The organism is Pseudomonas sp. SLBN-26 (assembly GCF_006715895.1).
GTDB classification, from domain to species: domain Bacteria; phylum Pseudomonadota; class Gammaproteobacteria; order Pseudomonadales; family Pseudomonadaceae; genus Metapseudomonas; species Metapseudomonas otitidis.
The window spans coordinates 2,920,392-2,943,078 of the sequence record NZ_VFOB01000001.1 but is presented as its reverse complement, the minus strand read 5'-3'; the positions used below and the strand labels follow the sequence as shown (position 1 = coordinate 2,943,078).

The window sequence follows — 22,687 nt, the reverse complement described above, 5'->3', positions numbered from 1 at the left end:
GGCCTGGTTCGTGCCGCTGAACCCCCAAGGAGAACAACGATGAAACGAGTCGAAGGCAAGGTCTGCATCGTCACCGGCGCCGCCAGTGGCGTCGGTCGCGAGGACGCGCTGCTGCTGGCCAGCGAAGGCGCCAGGGTGGTGCTCACCGACCTCAATGAGGAGGCCGGCCGCCAGGTGGCCGCCGAGATCGGCGGCGATGCGCTGTTCATCCGCCAGGACATCGCCAGCGAGGCGGACTGGCAGCACGTCATCAAACTCACCCTGGAAAGGTTCGGCCGCCTCGACGTGCTGGTGAACAACGCCGCCATCCTCGCCGTCGGCAGCGTCGAGGACACCAGCCTGGAGCAGTGGCAGAAGGTCCAGCGCATCAACAGCGACGGCTACTTCCTCGGCTGCAAGTACGCCATCGGTGCCATGAAGGACAGCGGCTGTGGCTCCATCGTCAACATGTCCTCGGTGGCGGCCCTGGGCGGCATGCCGGCCTTCTGCGCCTACTCCGCCTCCAAGGGCGCGGTGACGGCGCTGACCCGCTCCGTGGCGCTGCACTGCAAGCACCAGGGCTACCGCATCCGCTGCAACAGCGTGCACCCGGACGGCATCAACACCCCGATGACCCAGGCGCTGACCGGTGGCCAGGCGATCCCCCAGGAAACCCTGGACCAGGACCCGCTCAACCGTATGTGCGCACCGCGGGATATCGCCAAGCTGGTGCTGTTCCTCGCCTCGGACGAGTCGCGCTTCATCAACGGCAGCGAACTGCGCATCGACAACGCGCAGACCATCAGCGGCCTGCTCTGAGCGGAGATGGCCATGGGCAGTGCGCAGCCACTCGAAATCGAAACCCGGCCGTCCGGCGCCTTCCAGCTGGAGGTGGCCGAGGTGATCGCCGAGACCCACGACAGCTGTTCCCTGGTGCTGCGGGTGCCGGCGGAGCTGCAGGAACGCTTCCGCTACAAGCCGGGGCAGTACCTCGGCTTTCGCGTGGCGCTCGGCGGCAAGCGGCTGACGCGCTGCTATTCCCTGTCCAGTTCGCCGCATTGCGACGCGCAGCCCACCGTCACCATCAAACGTGTGGACGGCGGGCGGGTGTCCAACTGGTTCAACGACCAGGTGCGCCCCGGCGACCGCCTGGAGGTTCTGCCGCCGGCCGGGCACTTCCACCTGCGTCCGGGCGAGCACGACCTGGTGCTGTTCGGCGGCGGCTCGGGCATCACCCCGGTGTTCTCCATCCTCAAGTCGGCCCTGCGTACCAGCGTGCGGCGCATCAAGCTGGTGTACGCCAACCGCGACGAGGCCTCGGTGATCTTCCGGGACGAGCTGTGCGCCATCGCCCGTGAGCACATCGAGCGCCTGGAGGTGGTGCACGTGCTGGACTCGGTGCAGGGCTTCCTCGACCAGAGCCAGGTGCGCCAGCTGGTGCGCGGCCATGCCGGTGCGGAGTTCTACATCTGCGGGCCGGGGCCGTTCATGGACACCGTGGAGCGGGCGCTGCTGGGGCTGGGGGAGGACGCCGCGCGCATCCATGTGGAGCGCTTCGTCTCGCCGCCCGACCCGGACGCGAACGAGCCCGTGGCATTGCCGGCCGCTGCCGCCGTCGAGTGCCTGCTGGTCGAGCTGGACGGTCAGCTCGCCGAGGTGCCGGTGCAGCCCGGTGAAACCCTGCTGCAGAGCTGTCGGGCCGCCGGCCTGGACGTGCCTTCCTCCTGCGAGGAAGGCTTCTGCGGCGCCTGCATGTGCCAGGTAGAGGAGGGCGAGGTGCTGCTCGCCCGCAACGACATCCTCAGCCCCGCCGAACTCGCCGAAGGCTGGACCCTGGCATGTCAGGGCCGCCCAGGCAGCGCGCGGCTGAAACTGAAGTTCCCGGACTGACAGCCGGGGACCACCGCCCTGCGGGGCGGTGTCGAGACTGTCGTGCTGTGCCACTTCTCGCCCGGCTTCGGCCGGGATTTTTTCTGGGTTTACCTACGGCACCCGGCTCGGAAGTCACGTAGCCCGGGCTTCAGCCCGGGAGCGGAGCCAGGCATTCCCGGACTGAAGTCCGGGCTACGGCGTGCTTGGTTTCCCGGTTGCGTAGGGTGGGCTTCAGCCCACCAATGGCCGGAGCCGACCGACCAACCAGGCACAGCAAAAGCGGTGGGCTAAAGCCCACCCTACGACCGTAATCGGGCCAGGGAATCAAGTAGCCCGGGCTTTAGCCCGGGGAGCGGAGCCAGGCATTCCCGGACCGAAGTCCGGGCTACGGCGTGCTTGGTTTGCCGGTTGCGTAGGGTGGGCTTCAGCCCACCAATGACCCGGCGCCGACCGACCAACCAGGCACAGCAAAAGCGGTGGGCTAAAGCCCACCCTACGACCGTAATCGGGCCAGGGAGTCACGTAGCCCGGGCTTCAGCCCGGGGAGCGGAGCCAGGCATTCCCGGACTGAAGTCCGGGCTACGGCGTGCTTGGTTTGCCGGTTGTGTAGGGTGGGCTTCAGCCCACCAAAGGCCCGGCGCCGACCGACCAACCAGGCACAGCAAAAGCGGTGGGCTAAAGCCCACCCTACGACCGTAATCGGGCCAGGGAATCAGGTAGCCCGGGCTTCAGCCCGGGGAGCGGAGCCAGGCATTCCCGGACTGAAGTCCGGGCTACAGCGGGCTTGGTTTGCCGGTTGTGTAGGGTGGGCTTCAGCCCACCAATGGCCCGGCACCGACCGACCAACCAGACACAGCAAAAGCGGTGGGCTAAAGCCCACCCTGCGACTCCTTGCCACGAACGCCGGCTAGTCCCAACGGACGATCATCCCGGCTCGCGCCTTGGGTAGACTGCGCCGCAAACCCCATTCCAAGAACAAGCAAGGAGGTTTCCCCATGGCACGTCTGTCGAACAAGGTCGCGGTCATCACTGGTGCCGCATCGGGCATCGGCCTGGCCTGCGTACGCCGCTTCGCCGCCGAGGGCGCGCAGGTGGTCGGGCTGGATATCGGCGAGCCGCGTGCGGATATCGCCGCGAGCCTCGAAGGCGCGCACCCGGCGCCGCTGTTCATGAGCCTGGACGTGCGCGACGAGGCGCGGGTCGAAGAGGTGATGCAGGAGGTGGTCCGCCGCTTCGGCCGCATCGACGCCCTGGTCAACGCCGCCGGCATCGCCAGCCGCGGCAGCATCACCGAGACCAGCACCGAGGAATGGCGCCGGGTGCTGGATATCCACCTCACCGGCAGCATGCTCACCAGCAAGCACGCGTTGCCCGCGATGCTGGCCCAGCGCAGCGGTTCGATCATCAACTTCGGCTCGATCTTCGGGCTCCAGGGTTGCGACGGCAACGCCGCCTACAACACCGCCAAGGGCGGCATCACCCAGCTCACCCGCTCCATGGCCATCGACTACGGCCACGCCAACGTGCGGGTCAATGGCCTCTGCCCGGGGCTGATCGACACGCCCATGACGCAGATGGTCAAGGAGCAGGAAGCCTTCCACGCCTACTTCGCCTCGCAGCACATGCTGTGTCGCGCCGGGCAGCCGGAAGAGGTGGCTGCCGTGGCGCTGTTCCTCGCCTCCGACGATGCCTCCTTCGTCAGCGGGCAGATGATCGCCGTCGACGGCGGCTTCTCCGCCGGTCGCCGCTTCGCACCACCGCAGGCCTGATTCCAGGCCGTTCGCGCGGCCGGGCCAACGCCCGGCCGTTGTCCCGTCGCGCCCGAGAAACGCCCATGCCCAACCTGGAACCTGCCCTGACCATTCCGCAGATGATGGCCGCCGCCGCCAACCGCCACGGCGGGTCCATCGCCGTCGACGATGACGGCCTGCGCATCAGCTACCGCGAACTCGACCGCCAGCGCCAGCAGGCCGCCCGGGCCTTGCTGGCGCTGGAAGTGGGCCATGGCGAGCGGGTGGCGATCTGGGCGCCCAACGTCCACGAATGGATAGTCGCCGCCCTTGGCCTGCAAAGCGTGGGCGCGGTGCTGGTGCCGCTGAACACGCGGATGAAGGGGGCGGAGGCGGGCTACATCCTGCGCGAGAGCGGCGCCAGCCTGCTGTTCGTCATCGGCGAATTCCTCGGCACCGACTACCCGGCCTTGCTGGTCGACGAAGCGCTGCCGGCGCTGCGCCAGCGCATCTGCCTGCGCGGTACGGCCGAAGGCTGCCTGGGTTGGGAGGCCTTCCTGGCCCTGGGGCAGGCGGTGCCCCCCGCCCAGCTGGCGGCGCGCGAGGCGCAGGTGGAGGCGGACAGCCTCTCCGACCTGCTGTTCACCTCCGGCACCACCGGCAAGCCCAAGGGGGTGATGAGCGCCCACGGGCAGAACCTGCGCATCGTCCGCGACTGGAGCGCCATGGTCGGCCTGCGCCCGGGCGACCGCTACCTGATCGTCAACCCGTTCTTCCACAGCTTCGGCTACAAGGCCGGCTGGCTGGCGGCGTTGATGCACGGCTGCTGTATCTTCCCGCAGCAGGTGTTCGACGTGCCGGCGATGCTCGAACGCATCGCCCGCGAGCGCATCAGCGTGCTGCCCGGGCCGCCGACCCTGTACCAGTCGATCCTCGGCTTCCCCGACCGCGCCCGCTACGACCTTTCCAGCCTGCGGGTGGCGGTCACCGGCGCCGCCTCGGTGCCGGTGGAGATGGTCCGGCGCATGGCCCGCGATCTGGGGTTCGAAACCATCGTCACCGCCTACGGGCTCACCGAAGCCTGCGGCTTCGTCACCATCTGCCGCCCCGGCGATGCGCCGGACGTGGTCGCCACCACCTGCGGTCGCGCCTTCCCCGACGTGGAAGTGCGCTGCGTCGACGCCGCCGGCGAGCCGGTGCCACCCGGCCAGCCGGGGGAGGTGACGGTGCGCGGCTACAACCTGATGAAGGGCTACTTCAACAACCCCGAGGCCACGCGCGAAGCCATCGACGCCGAGGGCTGGCTTCACACCGGGGACATCGGCGTGCTCGACGAGCATGGCTACCTGCGCATCACCGACCGCATCAAGGACATGTTCATCACCGGCGGCTTCAACGTGTACCCGGCGGAGATCGAGCAGGTGATCCTGCGCTATCCCGGCGTGGCCCAGGCCGCGGTGATCGGCATCCCCGACGAGCGCCTGGGCGAGGTGGCCATGGCCTTCCTCCTGCCCGCCGGTGGGCAGGCCCTCGACACCGACGCCTTCCTCGCCTGGTGCCGCGAGCACATGGCCAACTACAAGGTCCCGCGGCGCGCCCAGGTGCTCTCCGCCATGCCCCTCAACGCCGCCGGCAAGGTCACCAAGGACGCCCTGCGGGTGATGGCCAAGGCACGCGCGTAGCCCGGACTTCAGTCCGGGAGGGCCGGGCGGCGCTCCGCTTCAGCCCACCGTTTCTTGGTGCTTGGGCCGGTTTCCCCTGTTTGTCTTGTGCCCGGCATCTGGTGGGCTGAAGCCCACCCTACGCAGTGTCATGCAAGCCCTTCTGCAACCCCCGCTAGATGCGCCTTTCGCGCTAGTCCCATCGGACGATGCCCCCCTCTCGGGCAGCCGGTTAAATCCTTCCTCATAGCGCCCGCGCCCCGTGTGCGGCGACAACGACGATGAGGAGATGCGCATGGACATCCGTGGCCTGGGGTACGTCACCGTAGCCTCGACAGACCTGCAACGCTGGCAGCGCTACGCCACCGACGTGCTGGGCATGATGGTGGAGGCCGGCGCCGAGCGGCTGCTCCTGAAGATGGACGAGCGCGCCTACCGCATCCTGGTGGAGCGCGCGGACCGCGACGGCTTCGGTGCCTGCGGCTGGGAAGTGGCCGGCAAGGCGCAGTTCGAGCAGGCCATCGCCGAGCTGCAGGCCGCCGATGTGCAGGTACAGCGCGGTAACGGCGCCGAGGCCGCCGCCCGCCAGGTGCAGGCGCTGGCACGTTTCGCCGATCCGGATGGCAACCGCCACGAACTCTTCTGGGGGCCGCTGCAGGATTTCGCGCCCTTCGTCTCCCCGGCCGGCGTCTCCGGCTTCGTCACCAGTGAGCTGGGCATGGGCCATGCGGTGCTGCCGGCGCCGTCCTTCGACCGCTGCCTGGACTTCTACGAGCGGGTCATGGGCTTCGGCCTGTCGGACCTGATGAAGGTGCGCTTCACCCCCGACCCGGCCGAGCCGGAGAAGCGCATCCACTTCCTCCACTGCAACAACGCGCGGCACCACTCGCTGGCGCTGTTCGAGTGCCCGGTCCCCTCCGGCTGCGTGCACCTGATGGTGGAGGTCAACACCCTGGACGACGTCGGCCGCGCCCAGGACCGCATGCTCGCCCACGAGGTGAAGCTCTCCGCCACCCTCGGCCGCCACGTCAACGACGAGATGACCAGCTTCTACATGCAGACCCCCGCCGGCTTCGACCTGGAGTACGGCTGCGGCGGCAAGGTCATGGACTGGACAGCCCACACCCCCTTCGAGAGCACCGTGGTCAGCCACTGGGGCCACGACTTCAGCATCGGTCGGCGCTAAGGAGCCCCCCATGGACAAACGCATGACGGCAGCCGAGGCGGTCGCCCAGCTGCGCGACGGCATGACCATCGGCATCGGTGGCTGGGGCCCGCGACGCAAGCCCATGGCCCTGGTGCGCGAGATCCTCCGCTCCAGCCTCAAGGACCTCACCGTGGTCGCCTACGGTGGCGCCGACGTGGGCATGCTCTGCGCCGCCGGCAAGGTACGCCGGCTGGTGTACGCCTTTGTCTCGCTGGACTTCATCCCCCTCGAACCCTACTTCCGCAAGGCCCGCCAGGCGGGCGCCGTGGAGGTGACGGAGATCGACGAAGGCATGCTCCTGCTCGGCCTCAAGGCCGCCGCCATGGGCGTGCCCTTCATCCCCACCGCCCTGGGCCTGGGCACCGACGTGCTGCGCCTCAACCCGCAGCTCAAGCTGGTGACCTCGCCCTACGACGACAGCCGCGACTGGGTCGCCATGCCGGCGCTGAAGCTGGACGCCGCGCTGGTCCACGTCGACCGCGCCGACGCCCGTGGTGTGTGCCAGATCGCCGGGCCGGACCACTACATGGACGACCTCTTCGTGCGTGCCGCCGAGCGGGCCTACGTCAGCTGCGACGAGTTGGTGGCCAGCGACTGGTTCCACCAGGACCCGATGCGCGCCCGCCAGGTGTTCTGGGAGCGCAACTGCACCACGGCCGTGGTGCACCTGCCCGGCGGGGCGCACCCGTCGTCCTGCGCGCCGCTGTACGGCTTCGATACCGCGCACTTCAAGGCCTACAACGCCTCGGCCGCCGAGCCGGACGGCTGGCTCGACTACGTGGAGCGCTACGTGAACTGCGGCGAGGACGAATACCTCGCCCGGGTCGGCGGGCTCAACGCCATCCGCCAACTGCCACTCCCGGTTTTTTGAATCGCACATCGAGGAGGCCGAGATGACTGCCACCAAACAACCCTACAGCCTTGCCGAGCTGATGATCTGCGCCGCCGCAGAGGCCTTCGCCGACGACGGCGAGGTGCTCGCCACCGGCATCGGCGTTCTGCAGCGCCTGGCCGCGTCCCTGGCCATGCTCAGCACCAACACGCGGCTGATGATGACCGACTCCGAAGCCTTCATGGTCGCCGAGCCCGTGCCCTTGGGCCCGCGTGACGGCTACCAGCCGCGCTACGACAGCTGGATGGGCTTCTCGCGCATCTTCGACAACGTCTGGAGCGGCAAGCGCCACGCCCTGGTGGGCCCGGTGCAAATCGACCGCTTCGGCCAGGCCAACATCTCCTGCATCGGCGACCACGCCCGGCCGAAGTCGCAGATGCTCGGCGTGCGCGGCTTCCCCGGCAACTCCATCAGCCACGCCAACTCCTTCCTGGTGGCCAGCCACAACCGCCGCGTGTTCGTCGACGGCGAGGTGGATGTGGTGGCCTCGGTCGGCTACAACCCGGCGCGCCTGGCGCGCGGCTGGTCGATGGAGGAGATCGACATCCGCCGCATCGTCACCGACCTCTGCGTGCTGGATTTCCACGGCCCCGAGCGGCAGATGCGCATCCGCTCGCTGCACCCCGGCGTCAGCGTCGACGAGGTGCAGGACGCCACCGCCTTCCCGCTGCACGTGCCGAAGAAGATCCCCACCACGGCGGCGCCGACCCTCGAACAACTGATCCTCATCCAGCAACTGGACCCGCACAACCTGCGCGCCAGCCAGCTCAAGGACAACCCGCCGGGCGTGCGCGCCCGGGCCACGGTCCACTGAGGCGGAGCCCCCCCATGAAGCACGAGCAGACCGAAGAAGCGGTGGTGCACTACGAAGTGCAGGGGCCCGTGGCCCTGGTCACCATGCAGCGCCCCGAGTACCACAACGCGCAGAACTCGCGCATGACCTACGCGCTGGACGCCGCCTTCCGCCGCGCCTGCGACGACGACGCGGTGAAGGTCATCGTGCTGCGTGGCGCCGGCAAGCACTTCTCCGCCGGGCACGACATTGGCACCCCGGGGCGCGACATCGACCAGAGCTTCGAACGCACCAGCCTCTGGTACGACCATGTCGGCAAGCCGGGCGGCGAGTTCCTCTATGCCCGCGAGCAGGAGGTGTACCTGGGCATGTGCCGGCGCTGGCGCGACATGCCCAAGCCGACCATCGCCATGGTCCAGGGCGCCTGCGTGGCCGGCGGCCTGATGCTGGCCTGGGTCTGCGACCTGATCATCGCCTCGGAGGACGCCTTCTTCTCCGACCCGGTAGTGCGTATGGGCATCCCCGGCGTCGAGTACTTCGCCCACGTCCACGAGCTGAACCCGCGCATCGCCAAGGAATTCCTCTTCCTCGGCGAGCGCATGGGCGCCGAGCGCGCCTGGCAGATGGGCATGGTCAACAAGGTGGTGCCGCGCGACGTGCTGCTGGACGTGACCCTGGACGTGGCGCGGCGCATCGCGCAGATGCCGCGCCTGGGCCTGCAGCTGACCAAGCAGGCGGTGAACAACGCCGAAGACCTGATGGGCAAGCGCGCCACCATGGACATGGTGTTCGGCCTGCACCACTTCGCCCACGCCCACAACGAGCTGGTCAGCGGCGACAAACTGGGCGGCTACGACGCCCGCGCCATGGCCCAGTCCCAGCGCAACCCGTCGGAGGCCTGATGGCGATCTCCCTCGAAACGCGCCTGACCCGCCTGCTCGGCTGCCGCTACCCGATCATCCAGACCGCCATGGGCTGGGTCGCCGATCCGAAGCTGGTGGCCGCCACCGGCAACGCCGGCGGCTTCGGCTTCCTCGCCGGGGCGACCATCGAGCCGGGGCGCATGGAAGCGGCCATCCTGGAAACCCGGCGCCTCAGCGACCGGCCCTTCGGCGTCAACTTCCACATGTACCAGGCCAACGCCGGCCAGATCGTCGAGCTGGTGCTCCGGCACGGCGTGCGCGCGGTCAGCTACAGCCGCTCGCCGGGCAGGGCGATGATCGGCCGGCTCAAGGATGCCGGCGTGGTCTGCATCCCCACGGTGGGCGCGCTCAAGCACGCGGTGAAGGCCGTGGAGATGGGCGCCGACGCGGTGACCGTGCAGGGCGGGGAGGGCGGCGGCCACACCGGTTCGGTGCCCACCGCCATCCTCCTCGGCCAGGTGGTCGATGCCGTGCAGGTGCCGGTGGTCGCCGCCGGTGGCTTCAAGGACGGGCACGGCCTGGTCTCGGCCCTGGCCCTGGGCGCCGAGGGCATCGCCATGGGCACGCGCTTCCTCATGAGCGCCGACAGCCCGGTGCCGGCGGCCACCCTGGAGCGCTACCTGAAGGTGCGCGACCCGGCGGCGATCATCGTCAGCCACGCCATCGACGGCATGCCGCAACGGATGATCCGCAACGAACTGCTCGACGCCTTGGAGCGCTCCGGCGGGCTCGGCCGCCTGCTGCTGGCCCTGCGCAGCGCCCTGGCCTACCGCCGCCACAGCGGCGCCAGCCTCGCCGGGCTGCTGGCCAGCGCCCTGAAGCTGCGTGGCAGCGACGGCCTCAGCGCCGCGCAGACGCTGATGGCCGCCAACGCACCGATGGTGATCCAGAAGGCCATGGTCGAGGGCCGCCCCGCCGAGGGCGTGCTGCCCGCCGGCCAGGTCGCCGCCGCCATCGACAGCCTGCCGGGCTGCGCCGAACTCATCCAATCCATCGTGCAGCAGGCCGAGCAGCGGCTCGCCGAGCTGTGCCGCCGCGCATCCTGAGGGGGAGAGGGCCATGACCACACCGTTTCACGTCACGCAGGACAACGGCATCGCCGAGCTGGTTTTCGACCATCCACCGGTGAACGCCTTCGACAGCCGCGGCTGGGCCGCCATCGCCGCCGAGCTGGAGCGCCTGGGCCAGGCGCCCGAGGTGCGCGTCATCGTCATCCGCGCCGAGGGCCGGGGCTTCTGCGCCGGGGTCGACATCAAGGAACTGGCCGCCGACCCGGACCGCATCGTCGCCGTGAACAAGGGCAATTACGACAGCTTCCGCGCCGTGCACCGCAACCCCAAGCCGGTGGTCATCGCCGTGCACGGCTTCGTTCTCGGCGGCGGCATCGGCCTCTGCGGCGCGGCGGACATCCTCGTCGCCTCCGAGTGCGCGCGCTTCGGCGTGCCCGAGGTGGACCGGGGCGCCATGGGCGGCGGTGCCCACCTGCAGCGCCTGTTCCCGGTGCAGAAGGTGCGCCACATGTACTTCACCGGCGAGATGATCGACGCCGCCGAGGCCCACCGCCTGGGCGCCGTCGAGCGCGTGGTGCCGCGCGAGCGGCTGCGCGACGCGGCCCTGGCCATCGCCGCCAAGATCGCCGCCAAGAGCCCGGCCATGATCGCCCTGGCCAAGGAGGCTCTCACCGGCATCGAGGACGGCAACCTCGAAGACAAGTACCGCTGGGAGCAGGGCTTCACCCTGCAGGCCTACCGTTCGCTGGATTCGCAGGAGTCCCGCGATGCCTTCGTCGACAAGCGCGCCGCCAACTTCAAGGGCTGACCTATGCAACTGACCTACACACCGGCACAACAGGCCTTCCGCGAGGAGGCCCGCGCCTGGCTGGCGGCCAACGTGCCGGCCCGGCCGCTGCCCTCCTTCGACTGCGAAGAGGGCTTCCGCCAGCACCGCGCCTGGGAGGCCAGGCTCAACGAGGGCCGCTGGGGCATGGTCACCTGGCCCAAGGCCCTGGGCGGGCGCGGCTGCGACCTGATCGAGTGGCTGATCTTCGAGGAGGAGTACTACCGCGCCGGCGCCCCGGCGCGGGTCAACCAGAACGGCATCTTCCTCCTCGGCCCGACCCTGATGGAGTTCGGCACCGCCGCCCAGCAGGCGCGCTTCCTGCCGAAGATGGCCACCGGCGAGGAAATCTGGTCCCAGGGCTGGTCCGAGCCCAACGCCGGCTCCGACATGGCCGCCATCCGCTGCCGCGCCGATCGCCGGGGCGACCACTACGTGATCAACGGCCAGAAGACCTGGTCCACCCGTGCCGTGTGGGCCGACTGGCTGTTCGGCCTGTTCCGCAGCGACCCGCAGTCCAGCCGCCACCATGGGCTGACCTTCATCCTCCTGCCGCTGGACAGCCCGGGCATCACCATCCGCCCGATCCGCCAGCTCAACGGCCTGCCGGGCTTCGCCGAGATCTTCTTCGACGACGTGAAGGTGCCGGCGGACAACGTCCTGGGCGGGGAGGGCATGGGCTGGCACGTGGCGATGTCCACCGCCGGGTTCGAGCGCGGGCTGATGCTGCGTTCGCCGGCGCGCTTCCAGGAAACCGCACGGCGCCTGGTGCAGCTGTACCTGGCCAACCGCGAGGCCGCCGACCGGGACCCGGCCATCGGCGAGGCGGTGATGCGCGCCTGGCTCGACACCGAGGCCTACACCCTCAACACCTACATGACCGCCTCGCGGCTGGTGAAGGGCGGCAGGATCGGCCCCGAGTCCTCGACCAACAAGATCTTCTGGTCCGAGCTCGACCAGCGCATGCACGAGACGGCGCTGTCGATCCTCGGCCTGCGCGGCGAGCTGCTGCCCGAGGCGCCGGACGCGGGGGAGGTCGGCCACTGGCTGGACGGCTTCCTCTTCGCCCAGGCCGGACCCATCTACGCCGGCACCAACGAGATCCAACGCAACATCATCGCCGAGCGCATGCTCGGCATGCCGCGCGCATAACGGGGGCGCCATGGACTTCACATTCAGCGACGACCAGCAGCTGTTCGAGGAAAACGTCCGCGCGTTCCTCACCAACGAAGTGACGCCGGAGCGCATCCGCGAACTCTGGCAAATGCAGGGCGGCCGCAGCGACGAACTCTGGGCCCAGCTCACCGCGCTCGGCCTCACCGCCGTCACCGTGCCGGAAGGCTTCGGCGGCCTGGGCATGAACGAACTGGACTTCACCCTCCTGGCCCAGGAATGCGGCTACGCCGCCCTGCCCGAACCGCTGGTGGACACCATGCTGGTGGGCGTGCCGCTGCTCTGCGGCCTGGGCAGCGAGCAGCGTGACCTGCAGGGCGAATGGCTCACCCGCATCGCTGAAGGCCAGGCCCGCCTCGCCGTGGGCCAGCCGGGCAACCCGCTGGTGGCCGACGCCCATGTCGCCGGCCTGCTGCTGTTGCCCCACGGCGACGAGGTGCACGCCGTGCGCCGCGAGCAGGTGGACCTCACCCGCAACAAATCCGTCGACCCCAGCCGCCAGCTGTTCCGTGTGCACTGGCAGCCTGGCGTCGCCACCCGCGTGGCCGAGGGCGAGCAGGGCCGCGCACTCTGGGCCGCCGCCCACGACCGGGGCGCCCTGGGCACCGCCGCGCAGCTGCTGGGCCTGGCCCGGCGCATGGTCGACCTGGCCGTGGACTACAGCTTCGAGCGCAAGCAGTTCGGCAAGCCGGTGGGCGCCTTCCAGGCGGTGAAGCACCTGATGGCCAACGCTGCGGTGCAGATCGAGTTCGCCAAGGCACCCCTCTACCGCGCCGCCTACGCCGTTGCCCACCACCTGCCGGGGCAGGGCGCGCAGGTTTCCCACGCCCGCCTGGCCTGCGCCGAGGCCGCGCTGCTGGCGGCCAAGAACGCCATCCAGACCCACGGCGCCATGGGGTACACCTGGGAAGTCGACCTGCAACTGTTCATGAAGCGCGCCTGGGCCCTGGACAAGGTCTGGGGCGACCGTGGCTGGCACAAGGCACGGGTGCGCGAGGCGCTGTTCTCCGGTGCCATCACCCCCGGCGCCGGCCACACCTTCTGATTACGTCCGTAGGAGCGAGCTCTGCTCGCGAAGCTCTTCTGTTCGGTCCATCGCGAGCAGAGCTCGCTCCTACAACAGCCCAAGCGAGACCCGACATGCCCGACGCCTACATAGTCGACGCCCTGCGCACGCCCACCGGGCGGCGCAAGGGTGGCCTGAGCCACATCCACGCCGCCGACCTCGGCGCCCATGTGCTGCGCGAGCTGGTGGCGCGCAACCCCATCCCCGACGCCGACTACGACGATGTGATCTTCGGTTGCGTCGACACCATCGGACCGCTGGCCGGCGACATCGCCCGCACCTGCTGGCTGGCCGCCGGCCTCGACCAGGCCGTGCCCGGCACCACCGTCGACCGCCAGTGCGGCTCCTCCCAGCAGGCCGTGCACTTCGCCGCCCAGGCGGTGATGAGCGGCACCCAGGACGTGGTCATCGCCGGTGGCGTGCAGACCATGACGCAGATCCCCATCTCCTCGGCCATGACCGCCGCCGAGCCCCTGGGCTTCAGCGACCCCTTCTCCGGCTCCGAGGGCTGGGTGAAGCGCTACGGCCCGCAGCCGCCGACCCAGTTCCGCTCCGCGCAGATGATCGCCGAGCGCTGGAACCTCTCGCGCCAGGCCCTGGAGGCTTACGCCCTGGAGTCCCACCGCCGCGCCCTGCGCGCCATCGAGCAGGGCCGCTTCGCCCGCGAAATCGTCCCCCTGGCCGGCGTCGAGCACGACGAAACCCCGCGCCACACCAGCCTCGACCAGATGGCCGGGCTGGACCCGCTGTTCGGCTGCGACCGCGTCACCGCCGGCGTCGCTAGCCAGACCTGCGACGGCGCCAGCGCGCTGCTGGTGGTGTCCGAGGCCGCGCTCAAGCGCTACGGCCTCACGCCCCGCGCACGCATCCACCACATCAGCGTGCGCGCCGACGACCCGATCTGGATGCTCACCGCGCCCATCCCCGCCACCGCGCACGCGCTCAAGCGCGCCGGCATGCGGCTGGAGGACATCGACCGGGTGGAAATCAACGAAGCCTTCGCCTCCGTCGCCATGGCCTGGCTGCAGGAAACCGGCTATCCCCACGAGCGCACCAACGTCAACGGCGGCGCCATCGCCCTCGGCCACCCCCTGGGCGCCACCGGCACGCGGCTGATGTGCAGCCTGCTGCACGAGCTGGAACGCAGCGGCGGGCGCTACGGCCTGCAGACCATGTGCGAGGGCGGCGGCCAGGCCAACGTGACCATTCTTGAAAGGCTCTGACGGGCCGCTTCAACGCTGCTGCGCTCGGTGATGCAGCGTTGGCGGGGCGGCCGAACATGCTCATTTACCTTCGTAAACTCTGCTTTTCGACCACCCCGCCGCCTTGCCTGACCTTCGCTCGCGACGTGTTGAACGCGCCCCGGAAAACCTGCTGTACCCCATGAACCAAGCGACGGAGTACTCCAATGCCAATCTGCCAAGACCGCATCGTCCTCATCACCGGCGCCGGTGGCGGGCTGGGCCGGGCCTATGCCCTGGCCTTCGCCGCCGAAGGCGCCAAGGTGGTGGTCAACGACATCAACCTGCCCGCCGCCGAAGCCGTGGTGGCGCAGATACGCGCCGAGGGTGGCGAGGCCTTCGCCAACGCCGGCGACATCACCGACTACACAGCCGCCGGGGCCATCGTCCGCCAGGTGCTGGACACCTACGGCGACCTCCACGTGCTGGTGAACAACGCCGGCATCTGCCGCGACCGCATGTTCGCCAGCCTCAGCGAAGCCGACTGGGACGCGGTGATGGCCGTGCACCTCAAGGGCCACTTCTGCCTGGCCAGCCACGCCGTCAGGCACTGGCGCGAACAGGCCAAGGGCGGCGCAAGGTTGCAGGCGCGCATCATCAACACCAGCTCCGGCGCCGGGCTGCAGGGCTCCATCGGCCAAGCCAACTACTCAGCCGCCAAGGGCGGCATCGCCTCCCTCACCCTGGTGCAGGCCGCCGAACTGGCGCGCTACGGCATCACCGCCAACGCCTTGGCCCCGGCCGCGCGCACCGGCATGACCGAAGCCGTGTTCGCCGAGGTGATGAAGAAACCGGAAGACGGCTTCGACCACTTCGCCCCCGAGAACGTCGCGCCCCTGGTGGTGTGGCTAGGCTCCGAAGCCTCCCAGGGCGTCACCGGGCGGATGTTCGAAGTGGAAGGTGGCAAAGTCTCCATCGCCGACGGCTGGCGCAAAGGCCCCGAGTTCGACAAGGGCGCCCGCTTCAACCCCGAAGAACTGGGCGGCGTCATCGACCGCCTGCTGGCCGAAGCAACGCCGCCACAAAAGGTCTACGGCAGCTATTGAAGGGTTAGGCATCTCTATAGGGGTAGTCACATTATGCACAGCAGTTGCTATCGCGCGTTATCTATATATCGAGTTATTGATGTGGTACATGTGTTTATTACTATTCGCAAATAGCTTGTGGTAAATGATCGGTATTAAAAATATGTGTGAGTGTCTTACATTAGATATTTGATTGTGAAGTACGATAAGGTCTCTCAGTCGCCATGAGTAATGGTTGCTTAGGGGTGTTTGATATAAATATTTATTGTGCACTATGTCTTTGGGTAGCTGGCGCTGCCTTCTGATAGTGCGCTGGAGTAGTTCGTTATTTCTACGTTTGAAATATTGTTCAGGTTTAAGATTTCTTCTCTAATTGATTTTAATTTGTCAATGTCCTCTAGTATTTGAAGGAGTGTGTTTGCCACTCTGTTTCTGTTGCTGTCGAGCGGTATTATTTTGGCGTTAATCGATATTTCTAGCGTTTCATTGGTGTCGTAATGATTTCTGTAGTGTTTGTTCTTGTGGTGTGTTTTGAAGAAGCCTATTACTTCAAGTGATGTTGAGAATCTTGAGTCTTGAGAAACTATTCGATCAAGCATTTTGATGTCATAGCTATCGTTGAATAGGTACATGCTGTATAGGGAGTTTTCCATTGTGACGTAGTTTGTTAGTTTTCCGTCTCTGTCTTTTTGGGACGTCGACTTGGCGAGAATTTGTTCGTATAGTGATTTTGCCATTTTCTCGAAATTAAGTATTTTGGATATGATTACTTTGTCTTTTGAAAATTTCTCTTCATGAAGTATGTATGTGCTCAAAATGTATGATAGTAATATTTTTATATATGATTTCAATGAGCCGATAAATCTATCTATGTCTATCTCTTCTAGTTTTTCAATGTCTAGTTTTTCAATTTCTCTTCTGATTTTATTGTCAAAAGATACCGAGATTTCAAGACAGATCTGATGAACTTTTTCAATTCCTTTTTCGTAGGTGTTATATGAGTCCCAGTAGTCTAAAACTAAGTTGTATTGCTCCTCTAGTTCGTCGTATATGCTTGCCTCTCGTGAGTGGGAAATAGCATCAATTATTGCGGGTACATCTGCTTGATACACATAGCTATGATGTACTTGAATGAGTGTTGAGGGGATATTGTTTGTGCTTTCTCCTTTTGTTTTAAGTATTTTTACGATTTGCCCGGTAGAGATTTCTCGAATTTGGACTCCGTCCTCCCTAAATAATCCCTGCTTGAGTCCTTCTTCGATTTGTTGGTCTGATATCTTTTTAATGATTTTTTTGTCACTCATTTCTGTGCGTCCGTGTTGTGATTTGGTTCTGCTAATAGATATTTTGATGCGTCGTAAGTGTGGGGCTATATGGTGGGAAAGGAGTTTTGTCTGAAGTATGTAGTTGACATGTTATCACTTTCACCGCCGCCGGCTCTTTATGTAGATCTAGTCCTCTTCGCTGCTTGCGATTGTGAGAGCTTTAATTTTGTGCCGATTATCCTTGTGAGCATTTTTAACGAACAGCCTTCAATAAAAGGTGAGATGAAGCTTCCTTGGGTTGATAAAGCTGAATCTACAATTATTCCCAGCAAGCGCAATAAGTACACTTCTGAGTGAGTGTCGCATTGTAAATGTTTGTGCTGGTTCTGGTGTGATTTGCTGTTCGCTCATTCATGCGCTTCTGTGATTGTCTTTCTATAGGTACATGACAAGGCTGTTATAGGAGCTCTTAGCTTTGTTGAAATATTATTGTTACATTTTAAGTTCTTCGCATGGGGCTTAAGCTATCTCATGACTAATTATGAGGCCCTTATGTGTGATTAAGTCGTGATGCATTTTTACTGCTTGCGTGCTCGTTAAGTGAACTGGAGAGTCACGGAAGAGAGGGAGAGCCTGAGAAATACTTGAGTATTGAATTTAGACAGACAACGTCGTTTCGAGTCGCTGATTGAGCCGCTATTGCAGAGAAAGGGGGCCGCTGTAGTCGGCATCCAGTTGAGGAGAGGGACGTAGATGAGTGTGTGCACTTTGAGCATCCTTGCAAGTGGTAACTCGATGCTATCTCCCTAGCCTTGCGCCGGACAAGGTGTTGGCTTCGGAATACCCTGCGGAGCGATTTCAATCGCCCAAGGGCAGCGCAGTTGCCCCAAAGGCCCCTCCCAGCTCCGAGAGGGGCCAGCCCCGGGTCAGTCTCTAAAGAGCGGCAGCTTCTCCAGCTTCATCAACTGCCAGAAGTCCTGCTGGTTGCTCTGGCACAGGTCCACCATCACATCCATCAGCGCGCCCTCGCGAACCTCGTTCAGAAAGGGCCCGGGGATGCCTTCGCGCCGGCCCGCATTGTCCTGGATGATCGCCGCGATCATATGCACCGCGTTCAGCCGTGAATCCAGGCGCTCCAGCAGGTCGTGCAGGCGCTGCTGCTCCACATCCCTGCTCATGCCGACACCTCCTTGTCGTTGGCCATGAACAGCGGCAAGTCTCGCCAGGCCACCCACAGCTCACCCTGCCAACGCACCACGCCCAGCCGGCGGCCCTCGTAGGTCAGCGTTTCACGGCTGGGGGCTGCATCGGGTGTGCGGTGATAGTCATGTATCGTCGGCACCAGCACTTCGTTCACCCAGCGGCCCACATCGCCGTGCTTGGGGTTGCCGAACTGGAACAGCGCCCGGTAGGCGCCGATATCGCTGATCACCACTACTTCTTCATGGAAGTCGTCGGTGTAGCTGAGGGAGAGGGTTTGCTGCTCGTGAGGTTGTAAGGAAGGGAGCAAGGGGAGGGCATCGGCCAGGCCGATCAACTGCGCGAAATCATGGGCGACGAACCAGGGCTGGTTGTCGACCATCACCGCGCGCAGGCGTTGGTGGTGGTGATAGAAAACGAGGGGGGTGAAGGCGTTTTTCATGGTGGTACTCCTGGACGAGTTAAGGAGCTACCGCCATCCGCTGTCAGTCGAAGGGCGGCAGACCGCGCGGGGTTGACAGACCGGGTCCAGAGACCGGCAGATCGCGAGGATCTCCCCGCGCGATCTGCCATGGAGCGATGCGGTTGAAAACCGCATGCGAGCAAAGGCCTGCAAAAAACATTCGCTGTTTTTCGCATGCACCTTGAGGCGCAATCGCGCCTGGACTACGAGCTGTCAAACCCGGCCACGGGATTTACCGTGGCTGGGGGAGGATAGGGAGGAGGGCGTGGGAGGGCAAGTGGAGTACAACGATCTCTGGACTGAGTGTGAGGTGATGCAAACCAGCCTTCATCTACATTGTTACTGCCCACGAGTGAGGTGCTTGATTGATATTAGAAAGTGGGGGGATATTTTCTTCCCCCCTATCTGCTAGTTGTAGGGTTAATGGGTAGTCAGTATCTAGACGAGACTTTATGGCCTATTAGAAAGACAAAAGATCCCAAAAGCACATATCCTGAGATAACCTCTAGAATGACAATCAGTCTGGCCAATAATCCAAGTGGGTGAATTTCCCCATACCCCAGTGTGGTGAAAGTCACTACGCTGAAATACAAAGCATCAAATAATCCATTAATTCCAGTTCCTCCAAAATCCGTGCTTGGTAGTGCTGCATATGCTAGGGAGTATATAAGCATAACTAAGGCGCTCATTAGTCCTAGGACAGCATATGAGTGCCAGCACTTGGTAAAAATCATTGATAGGATGAATCTGGTTTTTTCGCTCGGTGTGAGATTTCTAATGTTTCTAATATTTCCTAGAACATATTGATACCAGTCAATATAATTCTTGCAGTTTGTTGCGGAGTTGCTAGTTATCTCATTTGTGTTGTTCGCTAAAAATACAGTGTGCTTTTGAGGCGCAAAATAATCATCATGTGTAGCTCCTTCCTTAAATAAGGCTCTGGCTAGTGTCTTTAAAAGATAAAATTGAGAGACCTCTGAGTATTTGAAGCCGAGATTTATTGTTTCGTCTTTTAGACTTACTGCGTTCAATTTTGCTGCTGAAAGGTCTGCTGATGACAAACTTGTTCTTGTCCACTCACCCGCCTGGATGTTGCTGGATGCTAGGTAGGCTTGGTTAAATGTCACGTCCTCAAAAATAACTTGATGGAAACTCGCTCCTTCTAAATTTGCATAGAAGAAGCTCACATTTCTAATTGAGACATGTTGAAGAGAAAGGCCTTTCAGATCTATCCCGCTGAGATTCTGTGTGGGGTATATTTTGGAGTTATTGTACATTTCTTGAAAGTCACTCAGTGAATAATGCTCTCCGTCGATTTCGAATCTAAAATTTGCGAAGTCCAAGGATGGCCAGTTAAGTATTGTTGGGTTGTTTCTTACTTGTTGTAGTAATAAATACTGCTGATTCATGTGCGCTTGAGTCTGAGTCTTGAATTCTTCTATGAATTGTAGTAGTTGTTTGTGGCACTCAAGTCCCTTGGTAGTCATCCATCTGAGTTGGGTAGATACCATCTGCGAGTGATTGGGGTATTTTTTTTCTATTATTGGTGCAAGCTCCTGAAAATTGGTAAACCAGTAGTCTCCAATTGGGGTTACTCCATCCCAGCCGTGTTTTTTGAAAATTGGATGCAGTTTTGTAGTGTGGATGTAGGCTCGCAATTTAGACTCCTTCATAATCGGTAGAATTGCTTTCAATAGCCCGCAGGTCCTTCAGTCTAATGACATGGCTACGTCATCTATCTGAATATTCTGGAATATTCGGTATTCAACGGAGTAGCAGCATACCTCGGTTTTCGTAACTGAAATCTGGTAGGCGCTAATTCCAATGTACCTACCTTTTCTCGGTAGTTCGATTCTCAGTCGAGTTAGGTTTAGGGTCCTTGAATCTCACGACTATCTGCCAGCTTCGTGATAGCCCATCCCTCACCCACCACCCCGTCGTCCACTCGGACGATTCCCCCCTCCCCACAACCCGCCAGACTGCCGCCCAGCCCAGTAATCACCACAAGGCAGTCCCATGGAATTCGCGTTCAGCGATGAGCAGGAGATGATCCGCGCGTCCGCCGAGAGCTTTCTCGCGGATGTATCCGACTCCGCCGCCGTGCGTGCGGCGATGGCGTCCGAGCGGGGCTATGACCCCGCGCTGTGGCAGCGGCTGTGCACGGAGATGGTATGGCCGGCCATTCATATTCCCGAGCAATACGGCGGGTTGGGGCTGGGGTTCGTGGAGCTGGCGATCCTGCTGGAGCAGATGGGCCGGCGCTTGTTCTGTTCGCCCTTTTTCGCCACGGCCTGCCTGGCCACGCCGGCGTTGTTGCTGGGCGGCAGTGAGGCGCAGAAGGCGCGCTGGTTGCCGCAACTGGCGGACGGCAGCCTGACCGCGACCCTGGCCTACGCGGGCAATAACCGCGAGGGGCTGGAGGCGGTGCAGGCGAGCGTGCGGGCCGAGGGGCGGGGCTTCGTGATCGAGGGGCGCCTGCGCCAGGTGCTGGATGGCCACGAGGCCGGGCTGCTGGTGGTGGCCGCGCGGGGCGCCGAGGGCATCGAGCTGTTCGCCGTGCCCGGCGATACGCCCGGCATCCGCCGACGGTTGCTGCCGACCCTGGACCAGACCCGCAAGCTGGCCCAGGTGGATTTCGAGCACGTCTATCTACCGGCCGACGCGCGCCTGGGCGCGGCGGGGCAGGGCGGGGCGCTGCTGGAGCAGGTGCTGCAACTGGCCTGCGTGGCGTTGGCGGCGGAGCAGACCGGTGGCGCCCAGCAGGCGCTGGACCTGACCCTGGCCTACACCGCCGAGCGCCAGCAGTTCGGCCGCGCCATCGCCAGCTTCCAGGCCATCAAGCACCGCGCCGCCGACATGATGCTGGAGGTGGAGTGCGCGCGTTCCGCCGCCTATTACGCCGCCTGCGTAGCCGAGGAGGTGCTGGCGGCCAATGGTGATGCGACGGTGGCCGCCGAGTTGCCGCTGGCTTCTGCCTTGGCCAAGTCGCGCTGCTCGGAAGCCTTCTTCCATTGCGCGGCGGAGTCGATCCAGCTGCACGGTGGCGTCGGCTTCACCTGGGAATACGACCCGCACCTCTACTTCAAACGCGCCCGCGCCAGCGAGGCGCTGTTCGGCACGCCGGCCTGGCACCGCGAGCGCATCGCCGCCGCCCTCCTGGGAGACATCGCATGAAGATCCGTTTCAGCGAGGCGGACGAAGCCTTCCGCCTGGAGGTAGCCAACTGGTTGGCCGACAACCTGCGCGGCGCGTTCGAGCCCCTGCGTTTTCGCGGCGGGCCGGGGGACGAGCACAGCTTCCCCGAGGAACGCAAAGCCTGGGAACGCAAGCTCGCCGAAGGGCGCTGGACCTGCGTCGGCTGGGCGCCGGAGCACGGCGGCCGGGGGCTTTCCATCAGCCAGCAGGTGATCTTCCACGAGGAATACGCCCGCGCTGGCGGGCCGGGGCGCATGGGCCACATCGGCGAAGGGCTGGCCGGGCCGACCATCGCCGCGTTCGGCACCGAGGAGCAGAAGCGCCGCCTGCTGCCGGGCATCGTCAGCGGCACCGAGTTCTGGTGCCAGGGTTACTCGGAGCCTAGCGCGGGCTCGGACCTGGCCAATGTGAAGACCCGCGCGGTGCTGCAGGACGGCCAGTGGCGCATCAGCGGGCAGAAGGTCTGGACTTCGCTGGCCCACGAATCCGACTGGTGTTTCGTGATCGCCCGCACCACGCCGGGCAGCGTCGGCCACCACGGGCTGTCGTTCCTGCTGGTGCCGATGCGCCAGGCGGGTGTGACGGTGCGGCCCATCGAGCAGCTCACCGGCACCTCGGAGTTCAACGAGGTGTTCTTCGACGAGGCGGCGACCGACGCCGCCAACCTCCTCGGTGCGCCGGGCGATGGCTGGAAGATCGCCATGGCGTTGCTGGGCTTTGAGCGCGGTGTCTCCACCCTCGGCCAGCAGATGCTGTTCCACAACGAGCTGGAGGAGATCATCCGCATCGCCCGCGCCAATGGGGCAGCGCGCGACCCGCTGCTGCGCCAGCGCATCGCCGAGGCCTGGGGCGGGCTGCGCATCCTGCGCTACAACTCGCTGCGCATGCTCTCCGGCGCCCAGGACGGCTCGCTGCGCCGCGAGGCGATGATCTACAAGCTGTGCTGGGCCGAGTGGCACGTGGCGCTGGGCAAGCTGGCGATGGACGTGCTCGGCCCCGACGCCGAACTGCTCGACGGCGCGCCCTACCAACTGGGCCGCCTGCAATCGATGTTCCTGTTCAGCCGCGCGGATTCCATCTACGGCGGCAGCAACGAAATCCAACGCAACATCATTGCCGAACGCGCGCTGGGCATGCCCCGCGAGCCGCGCGTGCGTGCCTGAGAG

At 64.4% G+C, this 22,687-nt stretch carries 20 protein-coding genes; 16 read left to right on the top strand and 4 right to left on the bottom strand.

Annotation, left to right across the window (positions count from 1 at the left end):
* Positions 1–39 precede the first annotated feature (39 nt).
* The 14 genes from FBY21_RS13490 (at position 40) to FBY21_RS13420 (ending at position 15,419) form a co-directional block, all read left to right on the top strand.
* Complete coding sequence (locus FBY21_RS13490; protein ID WP_142011655.1) at positions 40–798, top strand: glucose 1-dehydrogenase; 759 nt, start codon at positions 40–42, stop codon at positions 796–798.
* 12 nt (positions 799–810) lie between these two features.
* Positions 811–1,869, top strand: coding sequence for a ferredoxin--NADP reductase (locus tag FBY21_RS13485; protein WP_142011653.1), 1,059 nt, complete (start codon positions 811–813; stop codon positions 1,867–1,869).
* A 977-nt stretch (positions 1,870–2,846) separates the two neighbouring features.
* Positions 2,847–3,620 (top strand): SDR family NAD(P)-dependent oxidoreductase, encoded by a 774-nt coding sequence (locus tag FBY21_RS13475; RefSeq protein ID WP_142011649.1) that lies wholly within the window; start codon positions 2,847–2,849, stop codon positions 3,618–3,620.
* A gap of 65 nt (positions 3,621–3,685) precedes the next feature.
* Positions 3,686–5,263 carry a FadD3 family acyl-CoA ligase gene (locus FBY21_RS13470; RefSeq protein WP_142011647.1) on the top strand — a complete coding sequence of 526 codons (1,578 nt, stop codon included), beginning with the start codon at positions 3,686–3,688 and terminating at the stop codon, positions 5,261–5,263.
* 274 nt (positions 5,264–5,537) lie between these two features.
* Positions 5,538–6,428 carry a VOC family protein gene (locus FBY21_RS13465; protein WP_142011645.1) on the top strand — a complete coding sequence of 297 codons (891 nt, stop codon included), beginning with the start codon at positions 5,538–5,540 and terminating at the stop codon, positions 6,426–6,428.
* A gap of 10 nt (positions 6,429–6,438) precedes the next feature.
* Positions 6,439–7,320 carry a CoA transferase subunit A gene (locus FBY21_RS13460; protein ID WP_142011643.1) on the top strand — a complete coding sequence of 294 codons (882 nt, stop codon included), beginning with the start codon at positions 6,439–6,441 and terminating at the stop codon, positions 7,318–7,320.
* A gap of 22 nt (positions 7,321–7,342) precedes the next feature.
* Positions 7,343–8,155, top strand: coding sequence for a CoA-transferase subunit beta (locus FBY21_RS13455; RefSeq protein WP_142011641.1), 813 nt, complete (start codon positions 7,343–7,345; stop codon positions 8,153–8,155).
* 14 nt (positions 8,156–8,169) lie between these two features.
* The gene (locus FBY21_RS13450; RefSeq protein WP_142011638.1) at positions 8,170–9,036 is read left to right on the top strand and encodes an enoyl-CoA hydratase; all 867 of its coding nucleotides are present in this window, start codon (positions 8,170–8,172) and stop codon (positions 9,034–9,036) included.
* A complete protein-coding gene (locus FBY21_RS13445; RefSeq protein WP_142011635.1) occupies positions 9,036–10,103 on the top strand; it encodes an NAD(P)H-dependent flavin oxidoreductase in 1,068 nt (355 codons plus the stop codon). Before FBY21_RS13450 ends, FBY21_RS13445 begins: the two co-directional genes overlap by 1 nt.
* 13 nt (positions 10,104–10,116) lie before the next feature.
* Positions 10,117–10,875 (top strand): enoyl-CoA hydratase family protein, encoded by a 759-nt coding sequence (locus FBY21_RS13440; RefSeq protein WP_142011633.1) that lies wholly within the window; start codon positions 10,117–10,119, stop codon positions 10,873–10,875.
* Positions 10,876–10,878: 3 nt separating this feature from the next.
* The gene (locus FBY21_RS13435) at positions 10,879–12,045 is read left to right on the top strand and encodes an acyl-CoA dehydrogenase family protein (protein ID WP_142011631.1); all 1,167 of its coding nucleotides are present in this window, start codon (positions 10,879–10,881) and stop codon (positions 12,043–12,045) included.
* Between the two features lie 10 nt (positions 12,046–12,055).
* On the top strand, positions 12,056–13,111 hold the full coding sequence (locus tag FBY21_RS13430; RefSeq protein WP_142011629.1) for an acyl-CoA dehydrogenase family protein: 1,056 nt from the start codon (positions 12,056–12,058) through the stop codon (positions 13,109–13,111).
* A gap of 95 nt (positions 13,112–13,206) precedes the next feature.
* On the top strand, positions 13,207–14,355 hold the full coding sequence (locus tag FBY21_RS13425) for an acetyl-CoA C-acetyltransferase (protein WP_142011627.1): 1,149 nt from the start codon (positions 13,207–13,209) through the stop codon (positions 14,353–14,355).
* Between the two features lie 185 nt (positions 14,356–14,540).
* Entirely contained in the window at positions 14,541–15,419 is an 879-nt protein-coding gene (locus FBY21_RS13420) for an SDR family oxidoreductase (protein ID WP_142011625.1), read from the top strand.
* 251 nt (positions 15,420–15,670) lie between these two features.
* Here the strand turns inward: FBY21_RS13420 and FBY21_RS13415 are convergent, their stop codons facing one another.
* The 4 genes from FBY21_RS13415 to FBY21_RS13400 form a co-directional block, all read right to left on the bottom strand.
* Entirely contained in the window at positions 15,671–16,702 is a 1,032-nt protein-coding gene (locus tag FBY21_RS13415; protein ID WP_142011623.1) for a hypothetical protein, read from the bottom strand.
* An 887-nt stretch (positions 16,703–17,589) separates the two neighbouring features.
* Positions 17,590–17,841: a hypothetical protein gene (locus tag FBY21_RS13410; protein WP_142011620.1), complete on the bottom strand. Its 252-nt coding sequence runs from the start codon at positions 17,839–17,841 to the stop codon at positions 17,590–17,592.
* Positions 17,838–18,305 carry a Bro-N domain-containing protein gene (locus FBY21_RS13405; protein ID WP_142011618.1) on the bottom strand — a complete coding sequence of 156 codons (468 nt, stop codon included), beginning with the start codon at positions 18,303–18,305 and terminating at the stop codon, positions 17,838–17,840. The genes FBY21_RS13410 and FBY21_RS13405 overlap by 4 nt, the downstream gene beginning before the upstream one ends.
* A 452-nt stretch (positions 18,306–18,757) precedes the next feature.
* The gene (locus FBY21_RS13400; protein WP_160158600.1) at positions 18,758–19,984 is read right to left on the bottom strand and encodes an ion channel; all 1,227 of its coding nucleotides are present in this window, start codon (positions 19,982–19,984) and stop codon (positions 18,758–18,760) included.
* A 358-nt stretch (positions 19,985–20,342) separates the two neighbouring features.
* Here FBY21_RS13400 and FBY21_RS13395 point away from each other — a divergent pair, with 358 nt between their 5' ends.
* Both FBY21_RS13395 and FBY21_RS13390 read left to right on the top strand, forming a co-directional pair.
* Positions 20,343–21,500, top strand: a complete 1,158-nt coding sequence (locus FBY21_RS13395) for an acyl-CoA dehydrogenase family protein (protein WP_142011613.1) — start codon at positions 20,343–20,345, stop codon at positions 21,498–21,500.
* Positions 21,497–22,684: an acyl-CoA dehydrogenase family protein gene (locus tag FBY21_RS13390; RefSeq protein WP_142011610.1), complete on the top strand. Its 1,188-nt coding sequence runs from the start codon at positions 21,497–21,499 to the stop codon at positions 22,682–22,684. Before FBY21_RS13395 ends, FBY21_RS13390 begins: the two co-directional genes overlap by 4 nt.
* Positions 22,685–22,687 lie beyond the last annotated feature (3 nt).